Annotated in this window: 20 protein-coding genes; 14 read left to right on the top strand and 6 right to left on the bottom strand. The window is 40.0% G+C overall.

Annotation, left to right across the window (positions count from 1 at the left end; all coding sequences use genetic code 11):
* The first annotated feature begins 51 nt into the window (after nucleotides 1-51).
* From HMPREF9088_RS09070 to HMPREF9088_RS09030, 10 genes are all read left to right on the top strand, one after another.
* Nucleotides 52-1,200 (top strand): hypothetical protein, encoded by a 1,149-nt coding sequence (locus HMPREF9088_RS09070; RefSeq protein ID WP_040366940.1) that lies wholly within the window; start codon nucleotides 52-54, stop codon nucleotides 1,198-1,200.
* A 1-nt stretch (nucleotide 1,201) separates the two neighbouring features.
* Nucleotides 1,202-1,789, top strand: coding sequence for an MptD family putative ECF transporter S component (locus tag HMPREF9088_RS09065; protein WP_007208923.1), 588 nt, complete (start codon nucleotides 1,202-1,204; stop codon nucleotides 1,787-1,789).
* Nucleotides 1,790-1,794: 5 nt separating this feature from the next.
* Entirely contained in the window at nucleotides 1,795-2,493 is a 699-nt protein-coding gene (locus HMPREF9088_RS09060) for an energy-coupling factor transporter transmembrane component T (RefSeq protein WP_007208922.1), read from the top strand.
* Between the two features lie 2 nt (nucleotides 2,494-2,495).
* Entirely contained in the window at nucleotides 2,496-3,914 is a 1,419-nt protein-coding gene (locus HMPREF9088_RS09055; protein ID WP_040367402.1) for an ABC transporter ATP-binding protein, read from the top strand.
* 3 nt (nucleotides 3,915-3,917) lie between these two features.
* Nucleotides 3,918-4,247 carry an antibiotic biosynthesis monooxygenase gene (locus HMPREF9088_RS09050; RefSeq protein ID WP_040366936.1) on the top strand — a complete coding sequence of 110 codons (330 nt, stop codon included), beginning with the start codon at nucleotides 3,918-3,920 and terminating at the stop codon, nucleotides 4,245-4,247.
* Nucleotides 4,248-4,351: 104 nt separating this feature from the next.
* Nucleotides 4,352-5,044 carry a TerC family protein gene (locus tag HMPREF9088_RS09045; RefSeq protein ID WP_007208919.1) on the top strand — a complete coding sequence of 231 codons (693 nt, stop codon included), beginning with the start codon at nucleotides 4,352-4,354 and terminating at the stop codon, nucleotides 5,042-5,044.
* 203 nt (nucleotides 5,045-5,247) lie between these two features.
* Nucleotides 5,248-5,430, top strand: a complete 183-nt coding sequence (locus tag HMPREF9088_RS09040) for a helix-turn-helix domain-containing protein (protein ID WP_007208917.1) — start codon at nucleotides 5,248-5,250, stop codon at nucleotides 5,428-5,430.
* A complete protein-coding gene (locus tag HMPREF9088_RS11970) occupies nucleotides 5,399-5,566 on the top strand; it encodes a hypothetical protein (protein ID WP_155802035.1) in 168 nt (55 codons plus the stop codon). The genes HMPREF9088_RS09040 and HMPREF9088_RS11970 overlap by 32 nt, the downstream gene beginning before the upstream one ends.
* Nucleotides 5,567-5,594: 28 nt before the next feature.
* Entirely contained in the window at nucleotides 5,595-5,918 is a 324-nt protein-coding gene (locus HMPREF9088_RS09035) for a PTS sugar transporter subunit IIB (protein ID WP_040366933.1), read from the top strand.
* Nucleotides 5,919-5,939: 21 nt separating this feature from the next.
* Nucleotides 5,940-6,251 carry a PTS lactose/cellobiose transporter subunit IIA gene (locus tag HMPREF9088_RS09030; protein WP_211205560.1) on the top strand — a complete coding sequence of 104 codons (312 nt, stop codon included), beginning with the start codon at nucleotides 5,940-5,942 and terminating at the stop codon, nucleotides 6,249-6,251.
* Nucleotides 6,252-6,336: 85 nt separating this feature from the next.
* On the opposite strand, the gene HMPREF9088_RS09025 is transcribed toward HMPREF9088_RS09030, so the two are convergent.
* A complete protein-coding gene (locus HMPREF9088_RS09025; RefSeq protein WP_040366930.1) occupies nucleotides 6,337-8,160 on the bottom strand; it encodes an APC family permease in 1,824 nt (607 codons plus the stop codon).
* 360 nt (nucleotides 8,161-8,520) lie between these two features.
* Between HMPREF9088_RS09025 and HMPREF9088_RS09020 the strand changes: the two genes are divergently transcribed.
* On the top strand, nucleotides 8,521-10,095 hold the full coding sequence (locus tag HMPREF9088_RS09020; RefSeq protein WP_007208911.1) for a flavocytochrome c: 1,575 nt from the start codon (nucleotides 8,521-8,523) through the stop codon (nucleotides 10,093-10,095).
* Nucleotides 10,096-10,284: 189 nt separating this feature from the next.
* Nucleotides 10,285-11,544: a CapA family protein gene (locus tag HMPREF9088_RS09015; protein WP_007208910.1), complete on the top strand. Its 1,260-nt coding sequence runs from the start codon at nucleotides 10,285-10,287 to the stop codon at nucleotides 11,542-11,544.
* 286 nt (nucleotides 11,545-11,830) lie between these two features.
* Here HMPREF9088_RS09015 and HMPREF9088_RS09010 read toward each other — a convergent pair whose 3' ends face one another.
* Both HMPREF9088_RS09010 and HMPREF9088_RS09005 read right to left on the bottom strand, forming a co-directional pair.
* Complete coding sequence (locus HMPREF9088_RS09010) at nucleotides 11,831-14,614, bottom strand: YhgE/Pip domain-containing protein (RefSeq protein ID WP_052607494.1); 2,784 nt, start codon at nucleotides 14,612-14,614, stop codon at nucleotides 11,831-11,833.
* Between the two features lie 16 nt (nucleotides 14,615-14,630).
* Entirely contained in the window at nucleotides 14,631-15,104 is a 474-nt protein-coding gene (locus HMPREF9088_RS09005; RefSeq protein ID WP_007208908.1) for an Rrf2 family transcriptional regulator, read from the bottom strand.
* A gap of 127 nt (nucleotides 15,105-15,231) precedes the next feature.
* Between HMPREF9088_RS09005 and HMPREF9088_RS09000 the strand changes: the two genes are divergently transcribed.
* Complete coding sequence (locus HMPREF9088_RS09000) at nucleotides 15,232-15,486, top strand: hypothetical protein (protein ID WP_007208907.1); 255 nt, start codon at nucleotides 15,232-15,234, stop codon at nucleotides 15,484-15,486.
* A 247-nt stretch (nucleotides 15,487-15,733) separates the two neighbouring features.
* Here the strand turns inward: HMPREF9088_RS09000 and HMPREF9088_RS08995 are convergent, their stop codons facing one another.
* Nucleotides 15,734-16,162 (bottom strand): universal stress protein, encoded by a 429-nt coding sequence (locus tag HMPREF9088_RS08995; protein WP_007208906.1) that lies wholly within the window; start codon nucleotides 16,160-16,162, stop codon nucleotides 15,734-15,736.
* 10 nt (nucleotides 16,163-16,172) lie between these two features.
* Nucleotides 16,173-17,720 carry an Nramp family divalent metal transporter gene (locus HMPREF9088_RS08990; RefSeq protein ID WP_211205559.1) on the bottom strand — a complete coding sequence of 516 codons (1,548 nt, stop codon included), beginning with the start codon at nucleotides 17,718-17,720 and terminating at the stop codon, nucleotides 16,173-16,175.
* 312 nt (nucleotides 17,721-18,032) lie between these two features.
* Here HMPREF9088_RS08990 and HMPREF9088_RS08985 point away from each other — a divergent pair, with 312 nt between their 5' ends.
* Nucleotides 18,033-19,832, top strand: coding sequence for a heavy metal translocating P-type ATPase (locus HMPREF9088_RS08985; RefSeq protein WP_007208904.1), 1,800 nt, complete (start codon nucleotides 18,033-18,035; stop codon nucleotides 19,830-19,832).
* A 162-nt stretch (nucleotides 19,833-19,994) separates the two neighbouring features.
* Here HMPREF9088_RS08985 and HMPREF9088_RS08980 read toward each other — a convergent pair whose 3' ends face one another.
* Nucleotides 19,995-21,170, bottom strand: coding sequence for an AI-2E family transporter (locus tag HMPREF9088_RS08980; RefSeq protein ID WP_007208903.1), 1,176 nt, complete (start codon nucleotides 21,168-21,170; stop codon nucleotides 19,995-19,997).
* Nucleotides 21,171-21,269: the final 99 nt, after the last annotated feature.

Below are 21,269 nucleotides of genomic sequence, written 5' to 3'. Positions count from 1 at the left end.
TTATCATTCTCAATTAGCTATGATATACTGAGAATTCAAGGAGGTATGTGTATGCAAAAATTGTTAGCAATTAATAAAATGACCGTGCTTTTTTCTTCCGAATGGACAGAAAAAACACCTTATCCATACGGCGAGGGGCTCTATGCATCAATCCATACGCTACCTGACCAGCTGATTGGGAAAAAAACGATGACCTTTGCGATGTATTATGCATCGGAAGGAGTGGAAAATCTGGCGTTAACAGTTGCTTCACGTTTTGTAGAAGCAGTCAAACGCTTTCCAGCGACCAATGAGCGAGTGGTATTGCAAACAGATGACACATATCAGCTAAAACATGTACCGGTATCGATAGCATTAGAGACACTTGTACAGTCGCTTTTTTCAGCAGATGCAAGTGATTTGGTACAAGAAGTCGCTTCTTGGGTGGATCAAGAATGGCTACCGACTGATGCAGTGTTGGCCTATCGTGGTGAGGCGACCAAGCCGCTATTAGCCAATGGCACATATGGCAAGCGTAGCTACTTCACAGCCCAACAAGCTGACCTACCTTCACTAAAGGACCAATTGGTATTGACGAGTGAGTTGTATCAATTTGCTCCCTATGTCTATGCAGGGACGATTGGCTTTCTACCTGAATTAGATCGTGATAGCTATCAAGTCTTTCATGAATGCTTCGGCAAATTTGTCTATAGCGTGACGTTGCAAAAAGATGGGGGGACGATTCCATTGCTTTGGCCAGATTATCTGTATCATAAACCAGAAGGACACTTGGAGTTTGGTGTTCTTGCTGCGGATGAAGCCGAGCGCTTTGCCCCGTTTGTTGAGTGGTCTGCGGGTGATGAAGTGACGATTGAGATTCGGGCAGAAGGCTTTCAAGACATTGTCTTAAAAACAAAGCTAAAACAACCACTCAAAGGGAGCAATCAATTGCAAAAGAATACTCTTTTGCTTGGAGAAGACCTTTGTTACCAAATTACAGATGACGAGCTGTGGAGTGAGATTGAGCAGCAGCGTGCACAAGTCGCACTCGTCACTCCTAAAAGAGAAAAGGTAACAGTCGATGCAAGCAATGCGACTGTGGCCAATCGACAAGTAATCGTTTCAGGAGTCACGGATTATCCTGGACGGTATCAATTCAGCGTAACGAGTCCGCGTTTTGGGACTTTGTTGCAAGTATTTCGCGTGGTAAGGGAGAAATAAAATGAAAAAATTAAAAGTACAAGATTTGATTTCAGTAGGTGTGTATACCGCAATTTATTTTTTGACGATTAGCATTTGTTTATTGGTACTAAAATTTACGATTCCCGGTTTTCATAATTTATTTATCCCAGCAGTGAGTGCAATGTTTTCGGGCGTGATTTATCTATTGGTCTTACAGCGCATTCCGCGTATGGGAGCCATTACGATTATGGGGAGTGTGGTCGCACTATTTTTCCTAATGACGGGTCATTTTCCATTAGCGATTGTTCCAGGGGTTCTTTGTTCCTTATTGGCAGATGTGATTCAATATAAGACCAATCTATCAGTCAAAGTGCGCACACTAGCTAGTTATATTGTTTTTAGCTATGGCTTGATGGGTCCGTTATTGCCACTTTGGTTTATGAAAAATGCCTATGTCGCATCGTTAAAAGCACGTGGCAAAGGGCAAGCGTATATTCAAGCGGTATTTGAACATGTCTCCACATCCGTCTTTATAGCTAGCCTGATTACGGTTTTTTTTGGTGCGATTTTTGGGTTTTATTTAGGGAGCTACCTGTACAATAAGCATTTCCAACGAACTAGCAGGTAAACGATATGAAAATGTATCCAGTCCATTTTGATCCTAGAAGCAAACTTTGCGTCATTGTCATCGCAAGTGTCGCGCTCATGGTGGAATTGTCATTACCGTTCGAGGTGGCTTTGATTGGGTTGTTTGCGTTTTTTTTGATCGCTAGCGGCTATATGAAAAAGGCAGTGGTCTTTCTTGGTGTATTTCTTGGCTTACTATGGGCCAATCAATTAGTCTTGGCTACTCCAGGACATCCAATTGCTGTGCTCATTGATTTTTTAATGGTGGGAAATCGGCGGCTGTTGCCAACGATTATGGCAGCGAGCTTTGCTTTGTCAGGGACAAAAGTCAGTGAATGGCTGGCGGCGTTACAAAAGCTACATCTACCTATGCAGCTTATCGTACCGCTGGCCGTTTTGTTTCGTTTTTTTCCAATGGCCATCCAAGAAATCAGCCACATCCGCCAAGCAATGAAATTTAGAGGGATTGCAACGACACCGTGGCAATTGATTCGCCATCCGCTACAGTCGATGGAATATGTCATCATCCCGTTGTTATTATCAGCGGAAGAGACATCATTGAATTTATCCGCAACGGCCTTGGTGCGCGGCTTAGCCAATCCTAAGAAGCATACAAGCGTACATGAGCTACAATTAAAAGGACCAGATTACGCACTGATGGGTAGTCTACTTGGCTGTTTGGTCGTAAGGATGTGGATAGGATGACGATCATTTCATTAAAAAAAGTGGGCTACCAAACACCGGCTGGAAACGTGCTGCTGCATGATATTGATTTAAAAATTGCAAAAGGTGAGCTGGTAGTCCTTAGTGGTCCGAGTGGCAGTGGCAAATCGACGCTACTAAATGTACTAAATGGCTTGCACCCTGAGCTTTATGAAGGACAAGTCACAGGCACTGGGTCAATTGGGATTTCTTCGTTTCCAATTCAAGACTTTACAGAGCATGTCGCGACACTCGGGATGGTTTTTCAAAATCCTAAGACGCATTTTTTTACCACCGATGTCGCATCGGAGCTGGCCTTTGTGATGGAAAACTATGGCTACGACCCCGCACGTATTCGCCGCCAAGTCGCCCAGCAACTAACCACCTATCAGCTGACTGCCTTAGAAGACGCGAGTATGTTTCATTTGTCGGGAGGGCAACGGCAATTAGTATCGATAGCCGCAGCGAATATGTTGCCACATGACTTGCTCTTATTAGATGAACCATCAAGCAATCTAGATCATCAAGCCATTCAGCAGCTAAAGCGCACGCTTATTCAGCTCAAGCAACAAGGGAAGACGATAATCGTTGCTGAGCATCGTCTGAGTTATTTAATGGATTGTGCTGACCGGTTGCTAGTCCTAAATCAAGGGACGATCATTGAAGATGATTCAACAGACCAAATTCGTGAAATAACTGAGCAAAGACGCAAGCAACTCGGCCTTCGCTCATTTACTCCGATTGCCATCCAGCTTTCGACCAGTGGCATAAAGCGCGAGCCGACCATTACGATGACTATCGACCATTTGCGCTACCGCTATCGTAAGCAATCCACATTGGCACTTGAAATTTCACAAATGAAAGTAGATAATACTAACATCAATGGCTTAATTGGGGACAATGGCGCAGGAAAGTCCACGCTCTTTCAGATTATATCCGGATTAAAAAAAGCCAAACAAGGCGCAATCGCAATTAATGGGCGCAAGTATAAGCCCAAGCAACTATTAGCCAAGACATTTTTCGTCATGCAAGATGTGAATTTACAATTGTTTTTTGAAACGGTCGAAAAAGAACTCTTGGAAAAAGCGCAAAAACCTGAGCGCTTCGAAGAAATCTGCGATAAGTTTCAGCTAACACCTCTCTTGCAGCGCCATCCACATTCACTATCAGGTGGCGAAAAGCAACGGGTGGCGATTGCAAGTGCACTCTTGTCAGGAAAAGAAATCTTGTTGTTTGATGAGCCGACGAGTGGCTTAGATTATCGCCACATGCAAGAAGTAAGTGGCTTGTTTAAAACACTCTTAGCTGAACCGGTCTTAGTCTTAGTTATTAGCCACGATGAAGAATTTTTACAAGCAACTTGCCAAACCATTTTTTCATTAGTGGATGGGAAGTTGCAAGAAATCGACCAATTGGAGGAATGAGTGATGTATATTGTTACGAATACGATCAAAGTGAAAACACCTTTTTTGGAAAGAATGACCCAACAATTTTTGTCTTCACATACACAATCCAAAATGACAGATGTACCAGGCTTTTTAGGATTTGAAGTTTTTTATCGCGATGTACCAGACGAAGCAGACGTCAGTGAAGTCGTAGCATTGAGTCGTTGGGAAAGCGAAAGTGATCAGCTAGCATGGACGCAAAGTGACTCATTCCAATCCTTACATCAACACCGCAAACAAGCTCATGAAGGGAAACCAAAAGAAAGTCCAGTCCTAGGAAATACGGTCAGCCGTTACTACTCTGCTGAATAAGTCGTACCAATCTTTTTGCTTTTTGGAGAAAAAGTAAAAAAGATTGGTTTTTTTTGTTTTTTTATAATAGAGTGGTTTGAGAAAATAGGTATGGAGGATTTTGTGTGTTTGAATTAACTATGAAAGTGTTATCGATTGTCTTGTTGGATTTAATCTTGAGTGGAGACAATGCAGTCGTCATTGCACTTGCCACTCGGAAATTGGAACAAAAACAACGAGAAAAAGCAATTTTAATCGGAACGGCTGGAGCAATTTTATTGCGCGTCGCATTGATGCTAGTTGCAATTCAGTTATTGGCCGTGCCATTTGTCAAAATTGTCGGCAGTTTATTATTGTTGTACATTGCCTATGACTTACTAGCAGAAAGTGGAGATGAGACGCAAGACATTACCGCAGGCGCGTCATTAGCTGCTGCTATACGCACGATTATTTTAGCTGATCTAGTCATGAGTTTAGATAATGTATTGGCAATCGCCGGTGTTTCGGAAGATAGCAAATTACTCGCAGTTTTTGGGCTAGCGATTAGTATTCCGCTAATTATTTTTGGTAGTCAATTTATTTTAAAAATTATAGATCGTTTTCCACTGGTTGTCTGGATTGGTGGTCTTTTGATTGCTTACACATCTGGTAAGATGTTCGTCGAAGATCAATATATCGAGACGTTAGTCAATGGCTGGATTCCTAATTTGAGTCATACTGTCTTGATGCCAGTAGTTTTTTGCTTAGTATTATTATTATTTGTTTTTACCATTGGCAACAAAGAAATGCGTCCAGTCAACGAATGGTTTTCACGTTAATGGGATTTAGTATTTTTTTCATAGCTTTGACGAAAAAAATTCACATTTATGACGTATGATTCAGTCATACCAATAAACAACCCAAATCTTTTTCATTTTATCCCCTAACCACTCATTGCCCCAACAATGAGTGGTCTTTTGTATTTGCTCAAGCGAATAGAATCGCTTATACTTCAGATGAATCACTGAAAGGTGGGAGCGGGTTGAAGAGTAAGAAAGAGCAAGTCTACGATATGTTAAAAGAGCAGCAAAAAAAGCTCACGGCTTCAGAGTTGGCGACGATTGCAGCGATGGATCGTACCAATGCGAGTCGCTATTTAAATGAATTGGTGAAAGATCAGTTAGTGGCCAAAGATGAGAGTCGTCTGGTCACAAGATCCAGCTAGCAACATGGATGTCTATCAAACGATTACCTACAAGCTAGACTCGCTAGAAAAAAACAATATGCCAACTATTGACTTAGAAGCACTCATTGCCAATGATGTTGATAAATACTTTGATAATTATTATGATAAAGTGTAAGCACAAAACGATAAAGGAGCGAAAAAATATGAAACGAATTATGTTAGTATGCTCAGCTGGTATGAGTACAAGTTTATTGGTTCAAAAAATGGAAAAAGCAGCTCAAGCTGATGGAGTCGAAGCAGATATTCTTGCCGTATCTACATCAGAAGCAGATGCAAAATTATCAGATGCTGACAAACCAGTCGACGTTTTAATGCTTGGACCACAAGTCCGTTTTTTGAAAGCTCAATTTGAAGGAAAAGTCGCAGGTAAAAATATTCCCGTAACAGTCATTGACATGAAAGATTATGGCATGATGAACGGTGAAAATGTCTTACAAACAGCCATTCAATTAATCGAAGCGAAGTAGAAGGTGAAATCAATGGGAGAAATGAGTCAAGAGCAACTAGAAGCAATCATGGGATTAATTGTGAACGCAGGTAATGCGAAGAGCGATGCCATGGAGGCAATCCAAGCAGCAAAAAACGGTGGATTCGAGGAAGCAGATGAAAAATTAAAAGCAGCAGAGGCAGCGTTACTTGAAGCTCATCATGCCCAAACCAAGTTGCTTACTGCCGAAGCAAACGGTGAAGCGCTTCCGATTACGCTGTTAACCATTCATAGTCAAGATCATTTGATGACCAGCATTACGTTTAATGATTTGGCAAAAGAAGTGATCGATGTCTATCGTCGTTTAGGATAAAATGACCAGAAACAAATTTTTGCCAAAAAAGTCTGTTAGAAAAATACCTCGAAAATGTAGGAGGTACTTTTCAACAGACTCTTTTTTATTTTTCTAGATTATAACTATATATTGCTAAAATAATATTTTTACGTGTCGCTAACCGCAAGCGCAACCGCAAGCTTGTTTGATTATGAAGAATATTTTGCCAACGTTTATTTGGAACAAACTGAGGAATTAGAACAGTTGTTGTGTAGTTTTGCTGGCTTGCACGGTTACTAACGCGTTCAACATAACGGACAATCGGTGTCTCGATGGAGCGGTATGAAGAGTGAACGACCGAGAAGCGCACATCAGGAAAGTGTTGCTTGAATTCCCGTTCGATTTCTTGCTCTTTTTTCAAGTCTTCATCTAAAGATACATGCATCGCCACGACATAATCACCAATCGAACGAGCATAGTTTAAGGCACCGATATTTACTTGCGTGACATTTCCGACCAAAACAATGACAGTATTTCCAGCGTAATCGTGTAATTCTACTTCAGGAGCCAAGCGTAACTGCTCAGCTACATTTTTATAGTGGTCATTTATCTTATAGAAAATAAAAAGCAAAATCGGCATAATGATAAAATAAGGCCAAATATCAGCTAAACGATATACAAAGAGAATGGCAATAATGGCATAAGAAATGAACGCACCGCTAATATTTGCGATAGACTTACGGAACCATTTTTCTCCTTCGCGTTTCCATTTAATGACCATTCCCGTTTGCGATAAGGCAAAAGGCGTAAACACGCCAATGGAATAAAGTGGAATCAAGCGTTCAGTTGATCCTTGGAAAATAAAGAGCAATACGATTGAGCCTAAAGCAAGGGTAATAATCCCATTAGAATACCCTAAGCGATCCCCGCGATCTTGATACATATGGGGCATAAATTTATCTTTTGATAGATTGTAGGCCAAGACCGGAAAAGCAGAAAATCCGGTATTCGCAGCGACAGCTAAAATGAGGGCAGTTGAAAATTGCAACAAATAAAACATAAAACCAGAACCAAATACGGCTTTTCCAATTTGTGATAGGACGGTGACTTCGGCTTCAGGTACGATACCATACCAGTAGTTAATAAAGGTAATACCTACGAAGAAGAATCCTAGAATCGTAGCCATCATTGCTAAGGTACTAGACGCATTTTTTGCCCGTGGGCGTTTGAAAAATGGTACGGCATTACTGATGGCCTCTACCCCAGTCAGAGAAGATGAACCAGAAGAGAAAGCCCGTAAGATTAAAGCCACGGTCACTCCAGGAACAGCTGTACCAATCGCCGCTGTAGCATGGAAAGGCGCATGACCAGTCAAAATTTGAAATAGTCCATAAATAATTAACAATGTAATAACTGAGATAAACGTATAGACTGGAACCATCAAAAAACTAGCAGACTCTCGTAAACCACGTAAATTCATCATCATAATAAGTAACACGATAAAGACCGAGATTGCTACTTGGTGAGCAGACAAAGCGGGTATAGCAGAAATAATGGCTTCTGCCCCTGCCGATACGGACACGGCTACTGTCAGCATATAGTCGACAAGTAAAGACCCCCCAGCAATTAGCCCAGCGTTTTTTCCCAAGTTTTCACTACTAACGACATACGCGCCTCCGCCATGAGGATACGCATGGATAATTTGGCGATAGGACAACGTCAAAGAGACGAGCAAAATAATCACAAAAGCCGCAATCGGTAACGAGTACCAGATCGCTGCAGAAGACAATGCGACTAAAACCACGACAATCTGTTCTGTCCCATAAGCAATCGAAGACAAGGCATCAGAAGACAACAGGGCCAAGGCAGCGAAACGATTGAGCTTTTGACCATCGTTTTCTGCGGATTTTAGCGGTTTCCCCACCAATAACCTTTTCAACATATTCACAAAAACATTCCTCCCAAATGAAAGAAAAACCTTTCAAAATCGATTGCAAAAAAGACCAATCAGAATTGTATATTAGTGCTCAAAGATAAAAAAGTCAACTAAATTCAGCCGTTTTCTTTTGATGGTTAGACAATTTCGTTCTTTTGCATAAAATCTTTTGATTCGAAGGCCAGCTTGAGAAGAATAAAAGCAAGCAATTGATTGAAAAGTTGATTAAATCACAATTAAAATGAAGCGTTTTATTGGTTTTTCTTTTCATTTTCCTATCATAATGCTAGAAAATTGATTGAAATTTCACAATCTCTTTGATACAGTAGAAGTGGGAAAATTATAGGGAAGAGAAGGAAAGGGTAGAGATAAATGAAAAAGAAAAAAATTTTAAGCTTGGTAACATTGGCGTTATTAGGCCTAGGTGTTTCTGGTTGTGCAGTTTTTAAAGCCGATGCACCAAGAGGAGAGCAACAAAAAACAGAGGAAACCAAAAAAGGCGAAGAAGACGTTACTTCGAGCGCGTCCAAAAAAGAATCAGGGGAATCAGCGGGCGCATCAGAAGAAAGTACCCCTTACACGGATCCTAGCAAATTAAAAAGCTCTTATGATGTTGTTATCATTGGCGCAGGCGGCGCAGGAATGACAGCGGCGATTGAGGCAAAAGATGCTGGTTTAAATCCAGTTATTCTAGAAAAAATGCCCATTGCAGGGGGAAATACTTCAAAATCATCAAGTGGAATGAATGCTTCCAATACAAAATTCCAAAAAGAACAAGGAATTACTGATAGTAATGATGCCTTTTATGAAGAAACGCTAAAAGGGGGTCATGGAACAAACGATAAAGAAATGCTACGTTATTTTGTTGACCATTCAGCGGATGCGATTGATTGGTTAGATGGGATTGGCATTAAATTAGACAACTTAACAATCACGGGTGGGATGAGTGTCAAACGTACGCATCGTCCTTCAGATGGTTCCGCAATTGGGGGCTATTTAGTCAAAGGATTGATGGAAAACGTTGCGAAACGTGACATTCCTATTTTCGTAAACACCGATGTGACAAAAATTCACGAAAAAGATGGTGTGGTTAATGGAGTGACTGCACAGGTTCAAGGTGAAAAAGCACGCACCATTAAAGGCAAAGCTGTCGTGGTTACAACAGGTGGGTTTGGAGCAAGCAAAGAATTAATTGAAAAATATCGACCAGACCTAAAAAATTATGTGACAACGAATCAAGTTGGTAGCACTGGCGATGGTATCAAGATGATTGAAAAGCTTGGAGGCCAAACGGTGGATATGGATCAAATCCAAATTCATCCAACCGTACAACAAGATAAAGGTATTTTGATTGGTGAAGCAGTCCGAGGAGAAGGAGCAATTCTTGTGAATGGCGAAGGCAACCGCTTTGTCAATGAATTGGATACCCGTGACAAGGTTTCAAATGCCATCAATGAACAATCAGGCAAATATGCGTACCTTATTTTTGATCAAGGTGTTCGATCACGTGCAACAGCCATTGAGTTTTATGCGAAACAAGGCTATGTAACTGAAGGGGCAACGATTAAAGAGCTAGCTGACAAAATAAACGTTCCTGCTAGTAATTTAGAAAATGCTGTAACCTCTTGGAATCAAGCAGTTGCAACCAAACAAGATACAGCTTTCCAACGGACAACAGGAATGGACCATCCATTGGACCAAGCCAACTATTATGCGATTAAGATTGCACCAGGAATCCACTATACAATGGGTGGTGTGAAGATTAATACGAAGACTCAAGTCATAAATAAGGAAAACAAACCAATTACAGGTCTCTATGCTGCTGGAGAAGTGACAGGCGGATTACATGGACAAAATCGAATCGGCGGGAATTCAGTAGCTGAAATCGTCATTTTCGGTCGTCAAGCAGGACAACAAGCCGCAGCATACGCAAAAGAACAAAAATAAGCAAGGATTCCTATATATCAAGCCCCCACTTTACATGTTTGTAGAGTGGGGGCTTTTGATTAGCAACAATTCATTTTTACTGGATTTCTTGGTAGTAAACCACTAAGAACTGGTATAATAAATAGATAGAAGGAACGTAACTAGGTTTGAGGCGTCACTCAGTTTCAAAAAGAATTTGGGGGGAAAGGGATGAACCGAAAGGAATTTACACAACGGCAACAAAAGAAAAAAAGACAGAAAATGCTTCTTATTATTCTCACAGGAGGGGTAGTTGCCAGTGTTTTTGGTAGCTATTTGTTGGTGACCAATCAACCAACGAAGAAAACAAACCAGCCACAAGCGACGGCGACAACGAAGCGTACGCCTACAACCAAAAAAACAACAGGCAAAGACAATCAGAGCGAGCAAACTCAGTCAATCACCATCATGGCAAGTGGCGACATGTTGTATCATGATGGGGTGTATGGTAGTGCGTTTGATGGTGAGAAGTATGATTTTTCAAATGATTATGAGCAAATTACGCCCTTAGTCTCATCAGCTGACTTGGCTCTGGGAGATTTTGAAGGCACAATCAATCCCAATCGTGAACTAGCAGGCTATCCTATCTTTAATGCACCAGAAGAAGTAGTTGAAAGCATTAAAAATGCGGGATATGATGCCATTGATTTAGCCCACAATCATATTTTAGATACAGGAATTGAAGGATTAGTTTACACATACGATGCCTTTAAAAAGGCTGGTATGGACCCATTTGGTGTGAAGACGACAGATAAAGATGAAATCTTAGTAAAAAAAGTCAACGGCATTAAAGTGGCCATTTTAGGCTATAGCTATGGTTTTAATGGCATTGAAGCGACGCTAAGTAAAGAAGACTATGACTATTACTTGAAGGATTTAACAATGGAAAAAGTTGAAGCAGAGATTAAGCAAGCGGAAAAAATCGCTGATCTGACTGTTGTTATGCCGCAATCAGGGGTGGAATACAATCTAGAGCCGACAGAGGAGCAACAAACGACGTATCGTCAAATGGTCGACTGGGGTGCTGATATTGTTTTTGGCGGTCATCCGCACGTTGTTGAACCAACAGAAACCATCACGAAAGATGGAGAAAAGAAGTTCATTATTTATTCCATGGGTAATTTACTCTCCAATCAAAGATATGAAACACTCGAAAACTATTGGACAGAGCGAGGCGTGATTATGGCCGTCGATGTGCAAAAAACTGGCGACAAAACTGTTTTAACGAAAGTCGAGGCCCATCCAACATGGGTTTCACGCGAACCGATTAATCGTACGTTTTCAGGTTATCAAGCATATGATTACCAAGTATTTTTAGCAGAAGACTATTTGCCTGGTGGCAAGTATGCCGATCAAATGTCTACAGAAAAGCAACAACGCATTGAGCAAGGGTACCATGAAGTAATGGATTTACTGAATATCCAATTTTAAAAAAGGAGTGTGACAAAAAACTGTCACACTCCTTTTCGTATTGGTAGACGGTATTCCAAACGCAGCTCTCTAGACAATAAGTCAAAATTCTCAAAAATTTGAGCAACAATTTTCTGAATTTCTGCACTTATTGCTAAGAGCTAAACGCGTTTGTCATAACCTTTTTAGACGGTATTCCAAACGCAGCTCTCTAGACAATAAGTCAAAAATTCTCAAAAATTTGAGCAACAATTTTCGGAATTTCTGTACGTATTGCTAAGAGCTAAACGCATTTGTCATAACCTTTTTACCACAATGTATATTTTTCACGTTTGTTCATATAATCGTCATCTAATAGTTTTTGGGTATTGTGTAATTGTGAATAGCCAGCGAGTCCACGTTTGAATAGTATTTGCATTGATAAGCGTAAAAGAGCCAGTAAAGCGATAATTAACACAACTAAGATGAGTAAGGATTGATTATAAAGTTCATTACCTAAACCAGTCGAAATGGATTGTCGTAAACCATAAATCGAATAAGTCATTGGAATATATGGATGAACGATATTGTAGAAGCGACTTGTAATCTCCATTGGGAAGACACCACCCGCTGATCCTAATTGAACAACTAGTAATAAGACAGCGATGAAGCGACCTGGGTTATCAAAGCTCATGGCTAAGAACATAATCAAGAACATATTGACCCAAGCTGTTGCAAGTAAAATCCCATAGAATTGCCATTGGTTAGATACAGTCAAGCCAATCATTTGCATAACTGTTCCAATCACAAGTGCCATTGTTGTAGCGACTAAACCACCAATTGTTACTTTACTACGGAACCATTGAGCAGCGGAGGCACCTTTTCGATTGGCAATTTTGCGGATTGGATAGACGAAGTTAAAGACTAGTGATCCGACGAACAGTGAAACACTCATAAAGTATGGTGCTAAGGCATGACCATAGTTTGGCACGCTACTATATTTCGTTTGTGTTTCTTTAGCTGGATTTGCAATCATTTCTGCATTTTTGTCGCCAAGTGAAAGATCATTGATTTTCGCTGAACCATCTTTTAATTTGGTTGCTAATTCATTGGTACCATCTGCTAATTGACCCGTACCATCTTTTAGTTTTAATACGCCAGAAGAAAGCGATGGAATTTTACCATTCAATGTATCTAAACCATCGGCAAGTTTAGCAGTACCATCATTTAATTCGCCTGATTTACTGTTTAACGTGTTTGCACCATTCGCCAAGGTTGAGACACCGTTCGCCAATTGGTTTACACCTGAAGCTAGTGCAGGCGTCTTTTCATTGACTGTGTTTAACCCATTCGCTAACTGATTGGCCCCACTTGTTAATTGAGCTGAATTATTGTTAAGTGTGTTTGCACCTGTAGCAACTTGTGAGAGACCATCAGCTAATTGAGATACACCGTTAGTTAAGGTTGGTGTTTTGGCGTTAACTTCTTTTAAGCCACTCGCCAATTGGTTGGCCCCACTTGTTAATTCCGAAGATTTTGCTGCAAGTTGAGCGCTGCCTTTAGCGAGCTCATCTACACTTTGGGAAAGAGTAGGCATCTTTGTATTGAGTTCATTTAATCCGTTAGATAGCGCAGTAGCACCTTGTTGAAGTTTTTCAAACTTATTAACAATATTTGGATCAAGATTAGGCATTTGTGATTCTACACCTTGTAAAATTTGTTTGACAGCAGTTAATTCATTTCCAGCATTTTGTATATCCGCAGCTACTTTAGTATTTTGAGCATTGGTAGCTAGTGATTGACCAACAACATTGGCTAGATTTGGATCGGTTATGCCCGCTTTATTTAACGCAGTAACAACAGCTACGGTATTTGATTGTACATCGCTTGCCATTGAATTTGAAGTATTTGCTAAACTGTTTCCGGCAGTTTCTAAATGACTTGCAACAGTTTGGAGTGCACCTGCTAATTGTCCTAGGTTACTAAGCGCAGATATATCCACACTATTTAAACCGCTAGATATTTGATTTGCACCATTATTCAAGGCGGAAACACTACGAACCAATTCTGGCATTTGACTGTTTAAAGCTTTGTTTCCTTCGGCAATTTTATTGACACCACCAGTATATTGAGCTAACCCAGTCGATAAATCATTCGCACCAGTACCCAATGCACCTAAGCCATTTGTCAATGTTGGCAGTTGGCTAGCTAATTGTCCCACACCATTGTTTAATTGGGTGCTACCATTCGCAACCTGGGCAACGCCACCGGTATATTGGATTAAACCAGCTGACAAGCTATTTGCACCAGTACCTAATGCACTCAAGCCATTTGTTAAAGTTGGTAGTTGGCTAGTTAGTTGACCAACACCGTTATTCAATTGATTGCTACCATCTGCAACTTGGGCTACACCAGCTGTGTATTGACTAACACCGGATTTTAACGAGCCGGCGCCGTTATCGAGTTGGCTGACACCATCTGCCAAGGTTGGTACACTCTTAGCTAATGTACCAACACCAGTATTCACCTGATTGGCACCATCATTTAATTTTTCTGAGCCTTCAGCTGCTGTATTCATTCCTTTTCCTAATTCATTAATAGTAGAAATTATAGCCATAGCATAAGACTTGGTTACTTTTTCACTAACTTGTGCTTTGAGTTGTTTCATTGCATTGTCACTAACTACTTCACCAAGATAGTTGACACCAGCGTTTGTTTCATATTTTAAATTCATTTTTTCCGGATCGCTATCTAAAACGGTCGCTGCATTTTTAGAGAAATCCTTTGGTATTGTGACAACCATATAATATTTACGGTCTTTTAACCCTTGTTTTGCAGCATCCTTCGAAACAAAATGCCATCCCAAATCATCATTTTTCTTCAAGTTGTCGACTAGTTCACTACCGACACTTAACGTCTTCCCTTGAAAATCAACGGACTGGTCCAAGTTGACCACAGCAACTGGTAGTTCATTCATATTGCCATAGGGATCCCAAATCGACTTTAAAAAGACACTCGCATAGAGAATTGGAATCAACGAGACCACAATTACAGTTACAAATAAAAGTTTGTTTTGCCAAATTTTCTTAAATTCTTTCTTTATCAAAAACATGCGCCCCCTAAAATTCTTATAAATCATTCCAATTTACAAAGGTTAATTTTTCCCCATGTAAGGAATCGTGGATAATATCGGCAATCGATACATTCGCTAAAGCATTGCGCCATTGATCATCGGCTTTTGCAAATGCTTGGTAAACAATGGAATTTGCCGTAGCTAGATTCACCAAGCGACTGGAGTTTGCAAAGGTATGATGGAGCAATTGTGAATCAGGAAAGGTAACGACTTTTCCCTCAATGGCTTCCACAACATCTAGACAAGAGATATCTTTTGACGCTCTTGCCAAGCAAAAACCACCGCCTTGGCCAGATACAGAGGTAGCTAAGCCAGAAACTACCAATTTACGAACGATTTTTTGCGTATAGGTTGGTGAAGTACCTAATCGTTGGTGAATCGTTGCTGACGCTACCGGAATACTTGGCATCTGAGTTGTTAACATGGCCATTACACAAACACCTTGTTCAAATGCTTTTGTTAGTTGCATTCAATCACCTCCCACTATATAATGGATGTACAATATCTTTTATAGACTTTTTATATCCACAATGCATAGTATACCATTTTCAGAAAAAGAGCAACAAAAAAGTGTAAATTTCTAAGGAAGTGTTGAAATGAAAAGTTATGTGGAAAGGGATCGTTGGGAGCAGCAAAAGATTGAGAAAATTTCGCATGAATCAAGAGGGATAAAATTGTGCTATTTTTTAGGGGATTTGGTGCTATTTCTGTTGGCGATGTATTTGTTGATTGGCAGTCTTGTTAAGTTTGAACATCCATATCTACGATGGTTGTTAGCGATTGTCGGTTGTATCGGGGCCTTTCGCTTTGGCAATCGACTGAGAATTCGTTTGTATATCTATCTTCAATAAATAGAGGTAGTGACAAGAGCGAATAACTCCGAGCAATAAGAGCAGAAATTACGAAAATTGATTTTCAAATTTCCGGTAATTTATGAGTTATTGTCGAGAGAGCTGCTATTGGACACCGTTTAAAGAGGTAGTGACATGAGCGAATAGCTCCTACGACGAAAAGACCAGAAAATCCAAAAGTTTTTTTATACTTTTGGATTTTCTGGTCTTTTTGCTCGTAGATGAATAATTCTATCTCCGCCTCTTTTTAACGATATACTAAAACAGAAATTGTCGCATTTTTCGCCATGTAACTAGCCTGTGTGCCTAAGTATTTCCGGATAGGGTTACGCGATTTTGAACCAATGATTAATAAATCAGCCTTTGAAATTGGAATAAATTCTTTGACAATGACTTCACCCGGGTTTCCTTGACCAATGAGAACTTCCACATCTGTTAGTCCTTGCTCTTTTGCATAAGAGCGGTAAGTTTCACCTTGGCGAATTAATTTTTCTCGAGCGTTCTTTAAAAAGGTCTTATCCAGAATTTCATACGTATTAATGTCTTCGTTTTCTAAAACGAGTGCGATGATTAACGAAGAGTCTTCTAGTTTCGCGCGATGGACAGCATAATGGAAGGCTTTTAACGCATCTTCTGACTCTTCCACACCAACTAAAATTCGTTTGAACGCATACATATTGCTCCTCCTACTCCGTTTCACGCATATTATTTAATTGAATGCGCGCATTTAATTTTTTGTTTCCCTTATATAGGTCATAAACTGTCCATGCCAACAAAAGAAGCACAATAGCTATCGTAAAGTAGGCAATGCTATCTGCAATGACAAGATCTATTTTACTTGCGTTGTCACCAAAGAATCCTTCAATTTGTCCGGGCAATCCGATTAGATTTAAATACGTTAATCCGATGACTGAAATCCAACCTAATAAGCGAATGATCCATGAGTTTTTGAAACGATCACCCATTTCAAGACTACTATCCGTCATCATGAGCAGTGGGACCATTGAGAATGGTAAGGCAAAAGCTAGAAAGACTTGAGAATTATTCATTAAAGTATTTAACGCAGTATGTTCTTCAATAGCCGATTTACCACTGGTTAACGCCACACAGACTAAGACTGGAATCACCGAGATTAAACGAGTAACAAGGCGCCGTAACCAAATCGGTATTTTCATATGAATGAAACCTTCCATGACTACTTGTCCTGTCAAGGTACCAGTAATCGTAGAATTTTGACCAGATGCAAGTAGCGCAACTGCAAAGAGAGTAGACAATAAACCAGATTTCGCTACCTGAACTAGGATACCATTACTTAAAGTTGAAGGATCAGATAAGGCTTCATACAATCCAAAGAAGGATGGATCTTGGACAGCGCCAGTTTTAAATACTGCAACACCCATAATAAGAAGCAACGAGTTAACAAAGAAAGCCATTGTTAATTGAATATTAGAGTCCCATGTGGTAAAGCGAACTGCTTCGGCAACATCATCTTCATCGCTATGATCAATAGCACGTGTTTGAGAAACAGCCGAATGTAAATACAAATTATGCGGCATCACAGTCGCTCCAATAATTCCTAAGGCCCCTGTTAGAGGAGTTTGACCGCCGATACTTTTTGATGAAGAGAATGTTTCACTTGTTGGAATAAAGCCTTTCATCACCGCAACCCAATCTGGATTTGATAGAGCAACTTGATAGACAAAGACAAAAAGAATGACAAAAATCAAACAAACCACGATTGCTTCAATCTTACGAAATCCGACTTTTGTCAACAATAAAAGCAACAAGACATCAAAGACAGTAATAAAAACAGCATACAATAAGGGAATATCAAATAGTAGGTATAAGGCAATAGCTGCCCCGATAACCTCGGCAATATCTGTGGCCATAATCGCTAATTCAGTTAAAATCCACAAAATAATACCTAATGATTTGCTCGTACGCGCTCGAATCGCTTGCGCCAAGTCCATCTGAGTGACGATTCCTAGTTTAGCTGCCATGTATTGTAAAAGCATAGCAATCAAGCTAGACATTAAGATCACCGACATTAATAGATATTGAAAATTTTGACCGCCAGTAATAGAAGTGGACCAGTTTCCCGGATCCATGTAGCCGACTGCCACAAGTGCACCCGGCCCCGAGTATGCGAACAATGTTTTCCAAAATCCCATACCTTTAGGAACAACGACTGTCCCATTTATTTCCTCAAGTGATGGACCATTGGCGTGTTCCATCAACTTGTGCTTATGAGCATGATTTTCATTTTTACTCAAGAAGATAACCACCTTTCATTTCTTTTCAACGTTAGTTTACTCCTCAAATGAAAAAAAGAAAAGGATTTTTTTCGGAATGCCTAAAAAAAATAATAGGCGCATCGATTTTTGTTTATAATTACCCTAGGGGATTAACGTATTAAATTGAAATAAATACAATATAAAATAGAATTATGATAATTGCTTTTGATTATCGTTATCAATTAGTGGATTGTATTATCATTTGAAAAGTTGTGGTGTTATACTCTTTTTGTGAAATCAAGGAGGAGAACAATGAAAAATTACCAACGATTTATTCTAACTTTAACAATCGGTTTCGCAGCCTTACTAGCTGAGTTTCTTTTCAAAAATCCGACAATAGCTTATATGATTGTAGCGATTACGGGTGGGTTGATTGCCATTCAAATGTTGATTGACATGATTGCTACACTGCGTTCGGGAAAATACGGTGTGGATATTTTAGCCATTACTGCCATTGTAGCGACATTGGCGGTCGGTCAATATTGGGCTAGTTTAGTTGTGCTAATTATGCTTACAGGGGGAGATAGTCTAGAAGATTATGCTAGCCGACAAGCTAGTAAAGAATTACAAGAATTGTTAAGCCATTCCCCTCAACTTGCTCATGTGATTAAGGGAGCGGAAATCATTGATTGCAAAGCTGAGACGGTGCAAATCGGTGAGCTTGTCTTAGTTAAACCAGGTGAGCTTGTACCAGTAGATGGTGTGATTAAAGAAGGTCGGACGACGTTGGATGAATCCTCTTTAACAGGTGAGTCATTACCGGTCGAAAAAGGAATTGGCGATGAAGTGATGTCAGGGTCGCTAAATGGCGATCAAGCATTTCGGTTTAAAGTAACTAAAGTAGCCGCTGACAGTCAATACCAATTATTGGTCAAATTAGTAAAAGAATCGGCTCAAAAACCGGCCAATTTTGTTCGTTTAGCAGATCGGTATGCGGTGCCTTTCACGATTATTGCGTATGTGATTGGTGGTTTGGCATGGTTTTTCTCTAAAGATCCGGTACGCTTTGCAGAAGTCCTAGTAGTCGCATCACCGTGTCCTTTAATCTTAGCTGCTCCGATTGCGCTAGTCGCAGGAATGAGTCGGTCTAGCCGCAATGGTATCGTAGTGAAAAATGGGACAACCATCGAAAAACTTGCAACTGCTAAAAGCTTTTCATTTGATAAGACGGGGACAATAACAGAAGGAGCGCTCTACATTGATCAATTATCTTATACGAGTAGTTATACGGAAAAAACATTTTTACAACTCGTAGCCAGTGCGGAGCAAGAATCGGGACATGTCATTGCACGCTCCATTGTTCGGGAAGCCAAAGAAAAAGGTGTGGCATTATTGCCAGTGAAAGATTTGGAAGAAGTGACTGGCCAGGGTGTTGTATGCTTTATTGAAGGAAACGAAGTAAAAGTAGGTAAATCGACCTTCGTAGGGAAAAAAGATGTCCATCGCTTAACAAACGAAGTCGCGGTCTTTGTTGCTGTGAATGGTGTCATGATAGGACATGTGACTATGAAAGATCAAGTCCGTCAAGAGGCAAAGGAAACGATGCAAATGCTAAAGGCGGGAGGAGTAGAGAGCATCCATTTATTAACAGGAGATAAGCAAGAAGTGGCAGATAGCATTGCAGACCAAGTAGGAATTGATGTGGTGCATGCTGATTGTCTACCGCAAGATAAAATCGCCTATATTCAAGAAATTCCAGCGCCACTTAGACCAACAGTCATGGTAGGTGATGGAGTAAATGATGCTCCAGCTCTTTCCGTTGCGGACATCGGAATAGCGATGGGGGCGCATGGTTCAACAGCTGCCAGTGAAAGTGCAGATATTGTTATTTTGAAAGATGATTTGGCTAAAGTAGCTCAAGCAAGAGACATTGCCAAACGAACAATGGTCGTAGCGAAACAATCGGTATTGATTGGTATCATTATTTGTTGTGTATTAATGGTAATAGCTAGCTTTGGAATCATTCCAACATTATTAGGGGCGGCTTTACAAGAAGTGATAGATACGGTTGCGATTTTATCGGCTTTACGAGCACGAAATGATACAAAATAGTAAAGAGACTGAGATAGAATGATTCAGCGACAAAAAACCAGAAAATCCAGCAGTTGTTTCTCAAACGTTTGGATTTTCTGGTTTTTTTGTTCATTCGGGGCTTACGATCTATTATATAGCTTAAGTAGATATGCGCCAACGCCGTATAGCTCAGTTTTTTTGTTATTCTTTTAAATAATCATCTTTAGAAAACTCGGTTTCTTCATACCGTCCTTTTTCGCCATAGAAGCGGTTGTAGCGCCGTTTGAAGCGACGGAACAGATATATTACGAGCACTTTTATGAAGCAATAGATTGGGATACCAAAAATTACACCAACTAAGCCAAATAACTCAGCCATTACTAATAGTACAAAAATAATCGTAACGGGATGAATTTGTAATTTGTCCCCCATGACTCTAGGGACGACTAAATGACCATGGACAGCTTGGACAGCAAACCAGACAATCAAAAATTTGATGGCCATCATCCAAGAAACTTGTAAAGCGATAATCAATCCAGGTAAAAAGACAACAAATGGTCCGATATAAGGAATGATACACAAAATACCGGCAGCAATCGCTAATATACCTGAAAAAGGCAATCCAATCAGTAAAAAAAACGGCCAATACATAATACCTAAGATGACTGATAAAATAATTTGTCCTTTTAAGTATGCCCCGATTTGTTGGTTGACAATTTGGGCGATCTCATTTGCATCTTTTCGCATGACTGGTGGCAAGATTTTTTTACTTGTTTCATAGAAGCGATGATTGTCTTTTAATAAAAAGAAAGCAATAATCGGTCCGGTGACCAATGTAATTAAAGTCGTCGAAACCGCTGAAAAGACACTACCAACTCCTTGTGCTCCTTTTTGAAGATAGTTTTCTAAAAAGTTCCCAACTTTTGACCAAACTTCGTTAAGTGAACTTTGTGATTGGTTGATGGCGTCAGCAAATGGTGTCTTGGCAAAAAAGTTTTGTACAAGCTGTTGCACATCTGAAAAAATGGTTGGAAATTCGTCAATTAATTGGTGCAACTGTTCTTGAATACTTGGAAAGATAAGTACCCCTCCTAAGACCAATAAAGCAATGACCGCTAAAAAGAGTAACGATACTGCCCAAATTCGAGGTAGAAACCTCTCAAGCTGATGAACTAGCGGATGAAACATATAATACAAAACAATCGCAAAAATAGCTGGTGGTAAAATAGCAAATAAAATAATCGCAAATGGTGTGAAAAAAAAAGAGATTTTAGATAATACCCAAATACACGCCCCAATTAATAAAACTGAGGTACAAGTAAATAGTAAATTCTTTCCTCCTAAAAATTCAATCCAACGGTGCTTCTTCTCTTCCAAATTTCCCCCTCCTAGTCTTTAAAAAAAGTATAACTTTTTTTTGGAAAGATGTAAAAAAGAAGACGGCAGCAAGGGGGAAAAACAGACTTTAGACTGAAA

Source organism: Enterococcus italicus DSM 15952 (assembly GCF_000185365.1).
In the GTDB taxonomy this organism is placed as follows: Bacteria; Bacillota; Bacilli; order Lactobacillales; family Enterococcaceae; genus Enterococcus_G; species Enterococcus_G italicus.
The sequence above is the reverse complement of the archived record's forward strand: the minus strand, read 5'-3'. Positions and strand labels throughout refer to the sequence as shown.

Bases quoted from the DNA above. Each gene is read 5' to 3' on its own strand.
- HMPREF9088_RS09070 (WP_040366940.1), top strand. From the start codon at position 52: ATGCAAAAATTGTTAGCAATTAATAAAATGACCGTGCTTTTTTCTTCC.
- HMPREF9088_RS09065 (WP_007208923.1), top strand. From the start codon at position 1,202: ATGAAAAAATTAAAAGTACAAGATTTGATTTCAGTAGGTGTGTATACC.
- HMPREF9088_RS09060 (WP_007208922.1), top strand. From the start codon at position 1,795: ATGAAAATGTATCCAGTCCATTTTGATCCTAGAAGCAAACTTTGCGTC.
- HMPREF9088_RS09050 (WP_040366936.1), top strand. From the start codon at position 3,918: ATGTATATTGTTACGAATACGATCAAAGTGAAAACACCTTTTTTGGAA.
- HMPREF9088_RS11970 (WP_155802035.1), top strand. From the start codon at position 5,399: ATGAGAGTCGTCTGGTCACAAGATCCAGCTAGCAACATGGATGTCTAT.
- HMPREF9088_RS09035 (WP_040366933.1), top strand. From the start codon at position 5,595: ATGAAACGAATTATGTTAGTATGCTCAGCTGGTATGAGTACAAGTTTA.
- HMPREF9088_RS09030 (WP_211205560.1), top strand. From the start codon at position 5,940: ATGAGTCAAGAGCAACTAGAAGCAATCATGGGATTAATTGTGAACGCA.
- HMPREF9088_RS09020 (WP_007208911.1), top strand. From the start codon at position 8,521: ATGAAAAAGAAAAAAATTTTAAGCTTGGTAACATTGGCGTTATTAGGC.
- HMPREF9088_RS09015 (WP_007208910.1), top strand. From the start codon at position 10,285: ATGAACCGAAAGGAATTTACACAACGGCAACAAAAGAAAAAAAGACAG.
- HMPREF9088_RS09010 (WP_052607494.1), bottom strand. From the start codon at position 14,614: ATGTTTTTGATAAAGAAAGAATTTAAGAAAATTTGGCAAAACAAACTT.
- HMPREF9088_RS09005 (WP_007208908.1), bottom strand. From the start codon at position 15,104: ATGCAACTAACAAAAGCATTTGAACAAGGTGTTTGTGTAATGGCCATG.
- HMPREF9088_RS09000 (WP_007208907.1), top strand. From the start codon at position 15,232: ATGAAAAGTTATGTGGAAAGGGATCGTTGGGAGCAGCAAAAGATTGAG.
- HMPREF9088_RS08995 (WP_007208906.1), bottom strand. From the start codon at position 16,162: ATGTATGCGTTCAAACGAATTTTAGTTGGTGTGGAAGAGTCAGAAGAT.
- HMPREF9088_RS08990 (WP_211205559.1), bottom strand. From the start codon at position 17,720: ATGGAACACGCCAATGGTCCATCACTTGAGGAAATAAATGGGACAGTC.
- HMPREF9088_RS08985 (WP_007208904.1), top strand. From the start codon at position 18,033: ATGAAAAATTACCAACGATTTATTCTAACTTTAACAATCGGTTTCGCA.